11 protein-coding genes are annotated in these 13209 nt (G+C 42.9%); 4 read left to right on the forward strand and 7 right to left on the reverse strand.

The features are described 5' to 3' along the window. Positions 1-27: 27 nt before the first annotated feature. The 3 genes from ERJ70_RS05475 to ERJ70_RS05485 are packed head-to-tail and all read right to left on the reverse strand — an operon-like array spanning position 28 to position 3825. Positions 28-1200 carry a Ger(x)C family spore germination protein gene (locus tag ERJ70_RS05475; protein WP_209367742.1) on the reverse strand — a complete coding sequence of 391 codons (1173 nt, stop codon included), beginning with the start codon at positions 1198-1200 and terminating at the stop codon, positions 28-30. Continuing rightward, positions 1187-2290: a GerAB/ArcD/ProY family transporter gene (locus ERJ70_RS05480; RefSeq protein WP_209367743.1), complete on the reverse strand. Its 1104-nt coding sequence runs from the start codon at positions 2288-2290 to the stop codon at positions 1187-1189. The genes ERJ70_RS05475 and ERJ70_RS05480 overlap by 14 nt, the downstream gene beginning before the upstream one ends. Beyond that, on the reverse strand, positions 2290-3825 hold the full coding sequence (locus ERJ70_RS05485; RefSeq protein WP_209367744.1) for a spore germination protein: 1536 nt from the start codon (positions 3823-3825) through the stop codon (positions 2290-2292). Before ERJ70_RS05485 ends, ERJ70_RS05480 begins: the two co-directional genes overlap by 1 nt. A 360-nt stretch (positions 3826-4185) precedes the next feature. On the opposite strand from ERJ70_RS05485, the gene ERJ70_RS05490 reads away from it, so the two are divergent. Then, entirely contained in the window at positions 4186-5940 is a 1755-nt protein-coding gene (locus ERJ70_RS05490) for a PAS domain S-box protein (protein WP_209367745.1), read from the forward strand. 150 nt (positions 5941-6090) lie between these two features. Here ERJ70_RS05490 and cysC read toward each other — a convergent pair whose 3' ends face one another. Genes cysC through ERJ70_RS05510 form a run of 4 tightly spaced genes read right to left on the reverse strand, consistent with a single transcriptional unit; the run spans position 6091 to position 9674 of the window. Next, complete coding sequence (gene cysC / locus ERJ70_RS05495; protein ID WP_209367746.1) at positions 6091-6696, reverse strand: adenylyl-sulfate kinase; 606 nt, start codon at positions 6694-6696, stop codon at positions 6091-6093. Next, entirely contained in the window at positions 6693-7850 is a 1158-nt protein-coding gene (sat, locus tag ERJ70_RS05500; protein ID WP_209367747.1) for a sulfate adenylyltransferase, read from the reverse strand. Before sat ends, cysC begins: the two co-directional genes overlap by 4 nt. Continuing rightward, a complete protein-coding gene (cysP, locus tag ERJ70_RS05505) occupies positions 7847-8944 on the reverse strand; it encodes a sulfate permease (RefSeq protein ID WP_209367748.1) in 1098 nt (365 codons plus the stop codon). The genes sat and cysP overlap by 4 nt, the downstream gene beginning before the upstream one ends. A 16-nt stretch (positions 8945-8960) precedes the next feature. Beyond that, the gene (locus ERJ70_RS05510) at positions 8961-9674 is read right to left on the reverse strand and encodes a phosphoadenylyl-sulfate reductase (RefSeq protein ID WP_209367749.1); all 714 of its coding nucleotides are present in this window, start codon (positions 9672-9674) and stop codon (positions 8961-8963) included. 294 nt (positions 9675-9968) lie between these two features. Between ERJ70_RS05510 and ERJ70_RS05515 the strand changes: the two genes are divergently transcribed. The 3 genes from ERJ70_RS05515 to ERJ70_RS05525 all read left to right on the forward strand — a co-directional run bounded on the left by ERJ70_RS05515 (position 9969) and on the right by ERJ70_RS05525 (position 13202). Further along, positions 9969-10727 (forward strand): phosphosulfolactate synthase, encoded by a 759-nt coding sequence (locus tag ERJ70_RS05515; protein ID WP_209367750.1) that lies wholly within the window; start codon positions 9969-9971, stop codon positions 10725-10727. A gap of 532 nt (positions 10728-11259) precedes the next feature. Next, positions 11260-11658: a VOC family protein gene (locus ERJ70_RS05520; RefSeq protein ID WP_209367751.1), complete on the forward strand. Its 399-nt coding sequence runs from the start codon at positions 11260-11262 to the stop codon at positions 11656-11658. A gap of 671 nt (positions 11659-12329) precedes the next feature. Continuing rightward, positions 12330-13202, forward strand: a complete 873-nt coding sequence (locus ERJ70_RS05525) for an ROK family protein (protein WP_209367753.1) — start codon at positions 12330-12332, stop codon at positions 13200-13202. The last annotated feature ends 7 nt before the right edge of the window (positions 13203-13209 follow it).

Below are 13209 nucleotides of genomic sequence, written 5' to 3' on the forward strand. Positions count from 1 at the left end.
AAAAAGCACAGAATTTTTTTCTGTGCTTCATCGGTTTGATATTCGGTTGGGAACTTCTTTTCTTAAGGCATTTTCATGCTGTATCTTAACATCCACCTCTACTTCTATATTCATTTTTGCGTAAATTTCCGGCCAATTTTTTTTGATGCGCTGCCAATCTTTCGGGAACTGTTCGCGTATCGTTCTGCGTAGAAATAAAACATCATGATTTTCTTCTTGCATTTTACGAATCATTTCTGTCGTCAATGTCTTAATATGGTTTGCAGTCGCTTTTTCCATTTCCGAGATACTCATTTCTGCAGGGCTGTCCATTATGGATACTTCTTCATTAATTCGGTAATGGACTGTAGGGGAACTACCATTTACTTTGATTGTGGGTTTACTCGATTGCGTAATACTACTGGTGATCAGGTTCCCTTTTTCCGTGGGTATTTCCAAGATGGATCGCTTACCTACCTTCCCCGTCAAATACATCCAAGCTTTTGCATCTAATTCAGTAAGCTCCGTTACCAGCTTGTACTGGTCGTAAAATGCCATTTTGTTTACTTGTGCCCATGCGTTTTGTCCGGAGGCTTCTGTTTTGTTCAAACTAGTATTCATAACCATATTGGCCATAGGCGTAAAAGCCAGTACATCTGGATCCGATTGGTGAACTAATAATTCATTTAAATTTACAGGACGATAGGTTGATGACCGATTGGCCACATTAAGAATGTTTTTGACCCCGCTCGCCAGGTTTGACTCGAAAGGGGTTTTTGAACGTAATAGATTTTCGGCCTTTCCCTTCGCTGTTATGATATTTACGGTTCTTCTTATCTCGAATTCCCGATCAATGGTTGTGATGACATCCTTTATTCCATGATTGGCTACTCCTTCCCCAATCAATATCAATTCCATGTGGGAATAGATTGGGGTACGGGGAGAGATTTCTGTCAGCTTAGCCATTGCCTGTCCAAGTGAGTCAGCTTCAATCGAGTAAGTCGTGTTTTCCTGACTGCCGGTGCTTTGGGATCCTCCTGTTGAAAACTCTTTTGGCAGCGCCCATTGAAAGGTCACGCGCAGCTTTTCTTCATCCGTTATGTCCAACGCCATCCCCATAAGGAAATTGATATCTGATATTTCATTTCGATCCCAGCAGCCTGTCAAAACGAGCAACCAAAAGAAAATAAGGATTCCTTTTTTCACTTTAGTTTGCAGCATGGTTCCTCACCTTTACCCGTATAAAAAAAGTTAAAAAGATCAGGATTGGAAAAATCGCCTGGAATAGTAAACACCAGTAGACCCACTGATCAAAAATGAATAGAAACAGACTTGAGGTATCCGGTAAGAGTGTGACAATACAGATAAACCCAACAATGATTAAAAAGAAATCGAGGATTTTTCCGTTTTTATTCCGATTCAAGGTGTGTTTCAATGTTTTGACGGATACGGAAAAAAAGATACCGCTGACCAACAGTATCGCTCCGGCCCAGATGGTAACGAGAAAAATTTCCATTCGTTCCATGAACTCGCCCATTTGAATCATGGTGATTAATTCTACTGTTGGATATTGAAGGCGCTGTAATTCAAACGGAGAAAATACGCCGACTTCTTCTACAATTACAAGGCTTGTCAGTAGAAAGGCGAAAAAGACTCCTGCGAATATTTTTCTATGCTTGCGCTTTTCGTTTTTATAGTTAACGAATGGAAACAGCGTAGCGACTAAGAAAACTTGGCCATAGCTGGCGAACGCAACAATCGTACTATATGCAAATCCTTTTGCTTGAGAAGGCAGAACCGGTTGATAATAGGGTAAGTTAATTTCCGGAAATACAGAAAGTGCCAGGAAAGTTAAAGTAAAAATCAAAAGAATCAGTACCATGTTGCTTGCCCGGGCCAGTACTTCGATTCCCAAAAGAGAACAATACAGGCAAAGCATTAATACCAACAGTAGGATAGAAATCATCGGCGTAGTCGGAAGAAATAATACCTTGAATGTGGTCACAATCATTTGAACGTGAATGATAAATAGTACAAAAAAGTAAAGGAAATAGCAGCCGCCTACAAAAGCTCCCAAAAATTTTCCGAATAAGTATTGCAGGACAGCAGGAAAGCTTTTGTCTGGAAATTGCTCAGCTATATATAACATCATTTTCATCAAAGCTACTGCCGCAATGGTGGCCAAAAGTAAAGGAAGCCATAAATGTTGTCCAACGTGTTCAGACAACACAGCAGGAGCATAAACGTAAATTTGCACAATCAAAGTGAGCATTATTAAAGATGTCATCTGGCCATGGGTGATTCGCAACATTAATCGTCCTTTTTACGATATTTTTTACCGGGATTTCGTTTACTTGGAAATTGTTTAAGAGAAGGCTGATCAACAGTAAACTTTTGATACCTTGCCTGCTGAAATAATGGAAATCGAAAAATGGTATCGCTTAAACCTTTCGGGAATAATGGGGCATGCGGAGCTAAGTATGGATAGCCGAACGACCGGAGGCTTGACAAATATAGGTAAAGTCCAAGCAGGCCCCAGACAATGCCGAAAAAGCCGAATGTTGCCGATAAAAAAATAAAGGCGAACCGGAGAATCCGAAAAGATACACCCAAACTATAGTTTGGAATAATAAAGGAAGAGATAGCTGTAATCGAAACAATGATAATGACCAAGGGACTGACAAATCCGGCGCGTACTGCGGCATCCCCAATAACAAGTGCCCCGACAATGCTAATCGTGTTTCCGATTGCTTTGGGCAGGCGAAGTCCTGCTTCCCGCAAAAATTCAAATGTAATTTCCATAAATAAGGTTTCAATTAAAGCTGGAAAAGGGACTGTTTCTCTGCCGGCAGCAATGCTAAGAGCCAGCGCGGTAGGAATCATCTCATGGTGAAAGGTAGTAAGTGCTATATACAGGCTGGGCAGCAGCAAAGAAACAAATAAGGCGGAAAACCGGATCATGCGCAGCAATGTTGCAATGTACATGGAATCATAATAATCATCAGGTGCTTGAAGCAGGGAAAACATGCTGATCGGTCCATATAATACAAAAGGAGAACCATCGACGATGATCGCTATTTTTCCCTCTATGATATTAGCCGCGATTTTATCGGGCCGTTCACTGCTTCCGACTAGCGGCACGATTGCATAAGAGTGATCTTTGATAAAGGATTGAATTTGATTGCTCGATTGGATGGCGTCTACTTCTATCCGGCTTAACCGCTTTTTAATTTCATTGATGATTTCCTCGCTGGCCACGCCATCCAGATACATTAAAACAATCTCCGTTTGTGAGATTGTACCAGCTTTTTTCTTTTCCACTTTTAAGTGGTGGCTGAAGATTCTTTTTCTTATCAGAGAAATATTGGTTTGGAAACTTTCTGTAAACCCTTCGCGTGGTCCTTTTATCGTTGCTTCTGCTGCAGGTTCTTCAATAGCGCGTTCTTTAATATCCTGTATATCGATTACGATGGCTTCTTTACTGTTAGAAACAAAAACGACAAAATTCCCTCTGGTCAGCGCCTGAATAACATGCTTGAAACTGGTTTCTTTTTTATAGCTGAAAGGGAGGTGCTCCAGCATGGAAGTTTCCTCTTTTTCGACAGCTTTCTTGAGATAATTTAGAATTTGTTTTACTTTTTTATCGTCGACCAATGTCTCTATGTATGCAATTCCAAATACTTGTGTGATAGAAAACACTTGTAAATCGTCATTGTTTTTTAAGTAGCGGGAAGAAAGTAAGTCCATATTATCTTGGAGTTTAGTGGAAATCGCACTTTCGTCTGTGGTGAAGCGGCTGGCATAGGAAATGTTCCTTGTCTTTTTGTCTTTTCTCCTTTTCCACATGAAGCAGCTCTCCCGTCGTACAGATTGGTTTCCTCTAGTGTGCACGAAAAGAGAGGGGGTCATGCACTTATCGTTTAGATTAGCCATTTGTTTGGAGGTTTTTAGGAAAAACAGGTAAGGTTATAAAGTGCTTATCTTTAGATCGGTATCATTAGAAGATTGGAAAAAGTTGTTGTCGAATAATGTAGAAAAATAACTGGGTATTTCATGAAATAATGGTATAATTGATGAAAGGAAAACAGGCGTATTCCGGATCTTGTGTTCGACAATAGATGGCAATACTGTTTTATTTTACGTTGTTTCGTTGGCTTATGAGGGGGCAGTAGTCTGAAAGGAATCCGACAATGAGGAGAACAATCTATGTTTGCTATATTTAAAGATCTTAAATACTTTGATCTTATCTTTAACAGTATTCCCGATATGGTCTTCATGATTTCTCGCGATAAAAGCGGGGAATTTTATTATGTTACAGCCAATCAGTCTGCTGTCGATAACCTCAAGTTTCCAGCTGATTATGCTGGCAAAAAAATAACAGAGCTAGTGCCGGCCTATTCAGCAAAAGTCATCATTTCAATGTACGAGAAAGCTGTGAATACCGGTGACGCTGTTTTATATGAAGAAATAATTGAATTTCCCGATGATAAAGCGGGAAGTCCCAAGACTAGGCAGGGCTGGGTGGAGTCAAGGCTTACCCCGGTATTCAATGAGCAGGGTGAGTGTGAGTATATCATTGCCATCACTAGAGAAATCACTGATCGTAAGAACCGGGAACGGGAATTAAACCGGGTGAAAGAGCAGTTCGAATTGATTTTTCAAAATGTAGCAGATCCTGTTTTCACCTTTGATGAGGAAGGCAATTATCAGCATGTAAATCCCGGTTTCAGCAAGCTGTTTGGCTGGTCAAGGGAAGAGCTGGCTGCTAATCCAGCCATCAGTATTCTCCCGGATGCTGAAAAAGAAAAGGATAAATTCTCTGAAATTCTGACCAGGCTGAAAAATGGAGAAGTAATCGAAAATGATTTTGCTGAACGCCAAACGAAAAATGGTTCAACAATTCGTATTCTCGCTTCTTATACGCCTATTCTTGAAGAGGGAAGAATGACCGGCGGGATTGCCGTTTATAAAAATATTACCAATGTCGAAGAATTGCGTGAACAGCTGAAAGAAAGCGAGGATAGGTATCGGATAATCGTCGAGAATTCCAATGACTTGATCGGGGTTACCGATAGGGAGGGAAAGATTGTCTATGCATCTCCTTCCCATAAACGTATATTAGGATTGCATCCGGACTTCTATGTAGGGAAGTCGTTTCTTTCTTTTGTCTGCCAGGAAGATATGAGTAAGGTAGAGGATTTTTTGACAAGGATATTGGAATCTGGTGATTCGGATGAAATGGAATACCGCCGTTTAGATAAAAGTGGAAGGATTATTTGGGTACATTGCAAAGGCGGACCTGTTAGAAACACAAAGGGGGAAGTCGAGAAAATCGTTTTTGTGTCGAGGGATGTTTCCGAACGTAAACAAAAAGAGATAGCTCTGGAAACCCAGGCATTGCATGATGAACTGACCGGATTGCCAAACCGTACGTTGTTTGCCAGATACCTGGAAGAGGCAATGAGTGACACCGACCGTACCGGTAGACAAACCGGATTAATGATGTTGGACTGTGACAATTTCAAGTGTGTCAATGATGAGCACGGTCATGATGCCGGTGACGAGGTCATCCGTGAGTTCGCAAGACGGATTGCTGCTGTTATCGGTACGGAACAGATTGCAGCCCGCTTGGGAGGCGATGAATTCCAGGTTTTATTGCCGGAATTAATGGAAAGGGAAAAAGCAAAATCAATCAGTGAGGGGATCATCGCCGCAATGGAGGAGCCATTTGTTATCAACGAAGTTGCGCTTTATTTGACCACGAGTATCGGCATTGCCTACTATTCAGCGAATGAACAAAAAACAAAAGAGGATTTGGTGAAGGAAGCTGATTTGGCACTTTATCAGTCGAAGAATCAAGGAAAGAATAGATATACCATCTATCAAGGGACAGCAAATAGAATAAAGGGTATGAAAAGAAGCTGGCTGAGACGTCTGTTTCAAAAAGCACAAGGTAAGTGAAATCCTGCTGAAATAATCAGCAGGATTTTTATGGTTGATTCTATCAATAGGAAGCATAGCAAAAACTTCTACCTCATTCGTGTGATGGGGACTGACCCTGCCCTCGTTTTACGAGGACAGGGTCAGTCCCCCAATGCTCTTACCGAATGCTTAGTTTTTTGGTAGGAGGTTTTGTTCTTCCAGGTATTTGATTATGGTTTCTGCCGCCTGTTTAACAGTGCAGTGTTCTGTATTGATGGTCAGTTCTGGGTTGATAGGGGCTTCATAGGGGGAATCGATTCCCGTAAAATCCTGGATGATCCCTTTTCGCGCTTTTTGATAAAGTCCCTTTGGATCCCTGCTCTCACACACGTCGAAAGGACAATCTATGAAAATTTCATGGAATTCCCCTTCTTCAAATATCTTTCTAACCTGGTCCCGGTCTTTTCGATAGGGGGAGATGAAGGCAGTCATAACAATCTGGCCGCTGTCGACAAATAATTTTGCCACCTCGCCGACTCTCCGGATATTTTCCACTCTGTCTTTCGGGCTGAATCCGAGCTCTTTGTTCAAGCCATGCCGAATGTTATCGCCGTCCAGGACGAAGCTCCTTATCCCTAGTTCATGAAGCTGGTAATCCAGTTCGTTTGCCAGCGTCGATTTGCCAGATCCAGAATACCCGGTAAACCACAAGGCGCAGCTTTTGTGATTATTCAACTTTTGGCGATCTGATTTTGTTACCGTGGCAGGATGCCAAATAATATGGTTTTGTCTCATTTGTCACTCCCCATTTCGATTACAGTTTCCGCCATTCCCTCTATCAACTTGCTTGCAACTTCCGGCCTGCTGAATTGCTTCGGAGGCATTTTGCCTTCACGTAGCATTTTTCGCACTTTGGTTCCCGACAGTGCAACATGATGTTCCTTTCCATGAGGACACGTTTTACTGGTCCCCATCCCTTCACATCTCCGACAGAAAAAGCTATTTTCAAAGCGTAAAATCGTTATGCCGATTTCCTCTTCAGAAAATTGCTCAAATATCTTTTGGGCATCGTAAGTACCATAGTAATCGCCGACACCTGCATGATCACGGCCGACAATAAAATGAGTACAGCCATAATTTTTGCGGACAAGGGCATGGAAGACGGCTTCCCTTGGGCCTGCATAGCGCATGGCTGCCGGAAAAACGGCCAGAAAGACTCGGTCCGCAGGATAGTAGTTTTCAAGTAAAATTTGATAACATTCCATACGAAGGTCACTGGGAATATCACCGGCTTTTGTTTCGCCGACCAAAGGATGGAGCAATAAACCATCAACATTTTCCAAGGCCGTTTTTTGAATATATTCGTGGGCCCGGTGAACCGGATTACGGGTCTGAAAGCCAACAACGGTTTTCCAGCCGAGCTCGGTGATTTTTTCCCTCGTCTGGATTGGCTCCAAGTGGCATCCGGTGGAAAATGCTGCTTTTGGTGGGAATTTAATCAACGTAATCGGACCGCCGAGATAAATGTTCGGGCGTTGATAAAGTTTTTTTACGCCAGGGTGTTCCTGATCCGTCGTTTGAAATACATTAGCTGCCTCCACCTCTTTGTCTGGTGTGAAAATATCCTCGATTGACATGATGCCGTATATGGTTTCATCGTAAACGAGGTTGATTGTATCGTGGATTCTGACACGGCTGGCCGTATCGGCATCGACCGGCAAAGTAATGGGAATGCTCCAGGGGAGCCCGGAGTCCAACCGCATCCCTTCGACTACTGTCTGATAATCTGCTTTATTCATGAAGCCGGTTAAGGGACTATAGGCACCAGTGGCTATCAGCTCCAAATCACTGAGAGCCATTTCGTCCAATTGAATTTCTTGGTTATTTTCATTCGGGAGATAACTTGTATCTACCCGGTCTACGAGTTTATCACCATGGGGTTTTATCATTTTTTCATTACCTCCTGGTTGGTTAAGACTACAGGCTTTTCATATAAGGGGTTCGGCTGCTCGGCTGGCTTCCATAAAGACAGAAGCCCGACGAGACCGACAAAGGCCAAAATCATCAAGACACCTGATAAATCAAAATCAATCATTATTTTCACTAGATTATAAGAAATGACCAAGGAGAATAGCGGAGAGAGCAGCCAGGTTTTGACCAGCTTGGCAAAAATTGCACGTTTCCATAGCCGCTTTCCCTGATCTGCTGCCCCGGCTCCTAATATACTGCAGGTGGTCACTTGTGTATGGGGAACAGGAATGCCGAAAAGCGAGGAGGTTATTACCAGAATAGCGCCAATTCCGGAAATGGCGCTTCCTTGAAGCAAGCTTAAATCGGTAATCTTCTTCCCGTTCGTTTCGATTACTTTGCTTCCTAGAAAAAATGCTCCGAAAGCGACAAATATACCTCCAAGCATCGTTCCAAGGCCGATTGAAATCATACCTGATGCAACCAAAGGGCCGACAGCATTGGCGACGTTGTTCATTCCTGCCGAGAACGCCTCCATAAACCCCGTGAAAATGACCAAAACAGCGAGCGATTTTTTCCAGCGGTCACTTTGTATAGTTGGAAAAACGGCCTCGATTTTCCGAATCAGTTTATTGGCTGTAAAGGCAAGCAAAAATGCCAAACAGGGAACGAAGAGCCAACAAAGGACAATGATCAACAATGTTTTAAGATACAGTATCTGAAAGGCTATCCCGACACCTACAATTGCGCCTACGGTGACTTCACTGGTGGATAATGGGATACCGCCCAGGTTGGCGATAAATAATGCCAACCCAGCTGAACTGAGGATAACAAGTACGATAGGGACGGAAATGATGTTTTCCGGCACGATGTCGGAACCGAGCGTTTTGACAACTTCTCCACCGCCATATACGGCTCCAAGAAATACCCCGGCTGCACATAAGAACAATGCCATTTTACGCGTTTTGATGGCGCCTGATCCATAAGCAATTCCCATGGAAGCAGCGGCACCACTGGCTCCGATGTTTATAGCAAAGAAACCGGCAATCACGAATGCAAGTATGATCATAATCATTGGCAACTGCCCCTAATCAGGCTTGATGAAGCCCACACTCTTTTTTGGAGAAATTTGTCCACCGGCCAGACCGAAAATCACTGTCGGATTCAACCGGAACGGTACATTTTGCACAACCGATGCTGGGATAGTCATGGTCATGCAGTTCGTTGTATGGTAATTGGTTGAGCTTGATATAATTCCATACATCTTCCCATGACCAGTGGATCAATGGACAAATTTTTATCTTGCCGAATTTCTCGTCTTTGTTTACATAGTTGACTTTGCTTCTGGATGCAGATTGCTCTCGCCGCAGGCCGGATATCCAGGCATCGACATCCTGTAGCTGCTGTTGCAGCGGTTCGATTTTTCGGATGTGGCAGCATAGGTTAGGGTTTCTTTCCCACAAGTTGTCTCCGTAGTCGGTCGCCTGTTGTTCAAGTGTCTTGGCTGGCTTTGCCATGATGAGGTTAAGGGCAGGATATTTTTTCTTTACTTTTTCGATAAGCGAATAGGTCTCTGCAAAATGTAAATCCGTATCGAGGAAGATTACTTTTGCCTCCGGATTCACCTTCGAAATTAAATCAATTAGCACCATCCCTTCAGCTCCGAAACTACAAGCATAGGCAATCCGGTCTTTATATGTTCGGTAGGCCCATTTGAGGACATCCATAAAGTCTTTCAACTGTAAATCGAGTTGGTGCTGTTTGCTTTCCTCCCATGTTTCAAACGTTAGTTTATCTGTTTCCATTATTCTCCCTCCGCTTTGTCCGGCATTGTTTTTCTGCTGAAAAAAAAAGACGCACTGCTTTCTTTTCAGGCATTTTGGGTGTTTGCCTTAAGGTAATTGTATTCAGACGGTCGCTTGATTGTTAAAAGTGGGCTATTTCGGAAGGTTGTAACGAAATGCTTCTGGGCGAATATACTTGGTGTAGGCTGTAGGCTTGAAAAAGACCAGCGAACTGGAGACGGTACGGAAGAGTCCGTGTGCCGGCTGGCAAGGCTGAGGAGTGCTTAGAAATTTCGACGGTGAGGTGAATGGAGATTGACAGAAACAAACTTACGGTTACCGATAAGAGAGGGCAAGCCGAGAGAAAGCGGCATCACAGTGTTAATCGACAATGGGGCACCCTTCCAATTACTTAAAGCTACAGTAGATAATGCCAGTGACTATATCGATTTTATTAAATTCGGCTGGGGAACCTCTTTGCTATCCAAAAACTTGCAACAAAAAATCAATTATCTAATCAGGAAAGAAATTGATTATTTTTTCGGTGGCACCTTGTTTGAAAAGTTTTTGAGTCAGGAAAAGGTCGAGGCCTTTTATGACTACTGTCGCAGTTTTGATTGCAGCTATGTAGAGATTTCCAATGGGACACTCGCTATTTCTAATCATCAAAAAGCGGAATATGTAAGGGAATTTTCCAGGGATTTTTCTGTTTTCAGCGAGGTTGGCACAAAAGATTCTTCCGCTGCGTTAAAGGAACATTCCAAAGAATGGTTGTCTAATATACATGAGGACATCGAAGCGGGAGCCGCTAAAGTAATCACAGAAGCGAGGGAATCCGGAAGCGGCGGTATTTGCGGAACGGATGGCAGCATTCGCGATGATATTTTTGATGAAATTGTTGCTGCCGGTATACCAATGGAGCGGCTTATATTTGAAGCTCCGACCAAGTCGTTGCAAACTTTTTTTATCAAACAAATCGGTTCCAACGTCAATTTGGCCAATGTTGCTTTAAACGATGTGATCAGTCTGGAAACACTGCGACTAGGCCTGCGTTCGGATACCTTTCACTTATAACAGGGATCTAGTTCATACTTTGTTGCTTGTTGATTAGACGTAGTTGAAAGAAACTGCGCAGTAACTTGTTCTCTTCTGTTGTTCTTTACTAGAAAATGTGTAGTTTCCAATGCTGCGGAAATACCCTGCGCTTTCCGTGGGCGGCTCGAGCTTGCGCTCTCCGGGATCTCACCGAGGCCTCTCCTCCCGCAGGAGTCTCCGGGTGTTTCCTTCGCTAGAACAGCCGCCTGTTTCTAATGGAGAGTACTGCCTTTTCTCACTTGGGAATACCGGTTCCTCATTCTATTGGAAATCAGTTGGGCGAGCGGTCTGCTATGAGAGCTCAACTGGAAGACGCAGACCCCGTAAAGAAGCGTTCTTTACTTTTGCGGAGTCTGAGGCCGTGCCCATGGAAAGCGAAGTATTCTGCCGTAGCGAGGTTTTGCACTCATCTTTCATCAGAATAAGATAGTTAGTTCGCAATTAATATCGTTTGTGCAGAAAAAATAATCTCTTAGAAAACAGCTTAAATTTTAAAAATGAGGTGGAGGAAATGAGAGAAACGAATAAAGTTTTTCACTTAGCGATTCCGTGCAAGGAATTAGATGAAACAGTTGATTTTTACGAGAAACTGGGCTGTAAACTGGCCAGAAGATACGATGACCGGGTCACTTTTGACTTCTTCGGTGATCAAGTGGTTTGCCATTTAAGTCCGAATAACATTGATGAAAATCCGAAAATGTATCCAAGACATTACGGGATAACGTTCTTAAATCGAGAGGAATATGAACAGGCATTGGAGTATGCCATTGCAGAAAAATTGCCTTTTTATACGGAACCCATGGTCAGATTTAAAGGAAAACAGGAAGAACACATGACCTTCTTTTTGATCGATCCGGCCAACAATTTACTGGAGTTTAAATATTACCATGATTCTTCCATGGTTTATTAATCCGAAAAGCTAACCCGGCGTAGTTATGTCGGGTTTTTCTCGTGGAGCTGTTCATCCCTTGAGTGAGCGGCATCTTGATTTTGTAAATTTCTAATCGAGTAATTTAAACAGAAAGGGTAAAGACAAATTTTATATGAATCTGTTGCTGATTAGATTGGTGGAAAAGGGATAAATAGAAGTTCATTCAAGGTATGAAGTTCGAATTATAGTGGAGGCAAGCGAGAAAAGAAGTTCATTCGAGGTATGAAGTTCGAATTATAGTGGAGGCAAGCGAGAAAAGAAGTTCATTCAAGGTATGAAGTTCGAATTATAGTGAAGGCAAGCGAGAAAAGAAGTTCATCCAAGGCATGAAGTTCGAATGGGAGTGGAGGTAGGTGCAAAAAGATGTTCATCGGGCTCGGGAAGATCAAGTTTGGCTTTAGTTTTGAAAAACCTAAAGAGATTTCGTAATTTTTATAATTGACTATTCTGCCAATTCAAGCGAAAAAAATGGTATGATGTAAAACAAGATATTCTACGGTGGGGAGGATGATTGTTAATGTTCATAGGAGGAAATGGCTCTGTCCTCCGCTTGTTTTCCTATGGGCAGGAAAGAAGAGTTCGAACGGGCAAGTGAGTATGGAGGACCGAATCAGGATAAGTCAAATATAGCAAAGTCGGGAGGAATCCGGATGTATCTTGGAGCTATCGAAGCAGGCGGCACGAAATTTGTTTGTGCTGTCAGCAATGAACAGTTGGAAATCGTCGATCAAGTCTGTATCCCTACGACCACTCCTCAAGAGACGCTGCGAAAGGTGTTTTCCTTTTTTAATCAGTATGAATTGCGATCAATGGGGATTGGTTCTTTCGGTCCGATAGATATAAACATACAATCAGCTACATATGGCTTTATAACAAGTACACCAAAACCTGGTTGGAGAAATTTTGATTTTCTCGGTACGATCAAAAAACACTACCAAGTACCAGTTGCCTGGACGACAGATGTGAATGCGGCAGCCTATGGAGAATATAAAAAAGGTAGCGCCAGGGACGATGCAAGCTGTCTATATTTGACGGTCGGCACTGGTATTGGTGGTGGAGCTGTGATCGACGGTAAGCTGCTTGAAGCCTTTGGCCATCCGGAAATGGGGCATGTGCTTGTTCGCACGCATGAAGAAGACACTTTCCAGGGTTCCTGCCCCTATCATGGCAACTGTCTGGAAGGCATGGCATCCGGTCCGGCTATTGAAGGAAGGACTGGGAGAAAAGCGCAATCGCTAAAAAAGGAAGATTCCGTATGGGAAATGGAAGCATATTACCTCGCTCAAGCTTTGAACAATTATACATTGATTTTAAGACCGGACAAAATAATACTAGGCGGCGGAGTGATGAACCAAATACACTTATTTCCGCTAATCCGAACAGCGTTTGAAGAGTTGAATAATGCGTATGTTCCGGTACCGGTTTTAGAGCAATATATAGTAGCACCTGGTTTGGGAGACCATGCAGGCATAACAGGCTGTTTGCTGTTGGCATCAACCTTAGAAGTGGAAAAGGAAAGCTGACAGAGCA

This window comes from Sediminibacillus dalangtanensis, assembly GCF_017792025.1.
GTDB classification, from domain to species: domain Bacteria; phylum Bacillota; class Bacilli; order Bacillales; family Amphibacillaceae; genus Sediminibacillus; species Sediminibacillus dalangtanensis.

Bases quoted from the DNA above. Each gene is read 5' to 3' on its own strand.
- ERJ70_RS05475 (WP_209367742.1), bottom strand. From the start codon at position 1,200: ATGCTGCAAACTAAAGTGAAAAAAGGAATCCTTATTTTCTTTTGGTTG.
- ERJ70_RS05480 (WP_209367743.1), bottom strand. From the start codon at position 2,290: ATGTTGCGAATCACCCATGGCCAGATGACATCTTTAATAATGCTCACT.
- ERJ70_RS05485 (WP_209367744.1), bottom strand. From the start codon at position 3,825: ATGTGGAAAAGGAGAAAAGACAAAAAGACAAGGAACATTTCCTATGCC.
- ERJ70_RS05490 (WP_209367745.1), top strand. From the start codon at position 4,186: ATGTTTGCTATATTTAAAGATCTTAAATACTTTGATCTTATCTTTAAC.
- cysC (WP_209367746.1), bottom strand. From the start codon at position 6,696: ATGAGACAAAACCATATTATTTGGCATCCTGCCACGGTAACAAAATCA.
- sat (WP_209367747.1), bottom strand. From the start codon at position 7,850: ATGATAAAACCCCATGGTGATAAACTCGTAGACCGGGTAGATACAAGT.
- cysP (WP_209367748.1), bottom strand. From the start codon at position 8,944: ATGATTATGATCATACTTGCATTCGTGATTGCCGGTTTCTTTGCTATA.
- ERJ70_RS05510 (WP_209367749.1), bottom strand. From the start codon at position 9,674: ATGGAAACAGATAAACTAACGTTTGAAACATGGGAGGAAAGCAAACAG.
- ERJ70_RS05520 (WP_209367751.1), top strand. From the start codon at position 11,260: ATGAGAGAAACGAATAAAGTTTTTCACTTAGCGATTCCGTGCAAGGAA.
- ERJ70_RS05525 (WP_209367753.1), top strand. From the start codon at position 12,330: ATGTATCTTGGAGCTATCGAAGCAGGCGGCACGAAATTTGTTTGTGCT.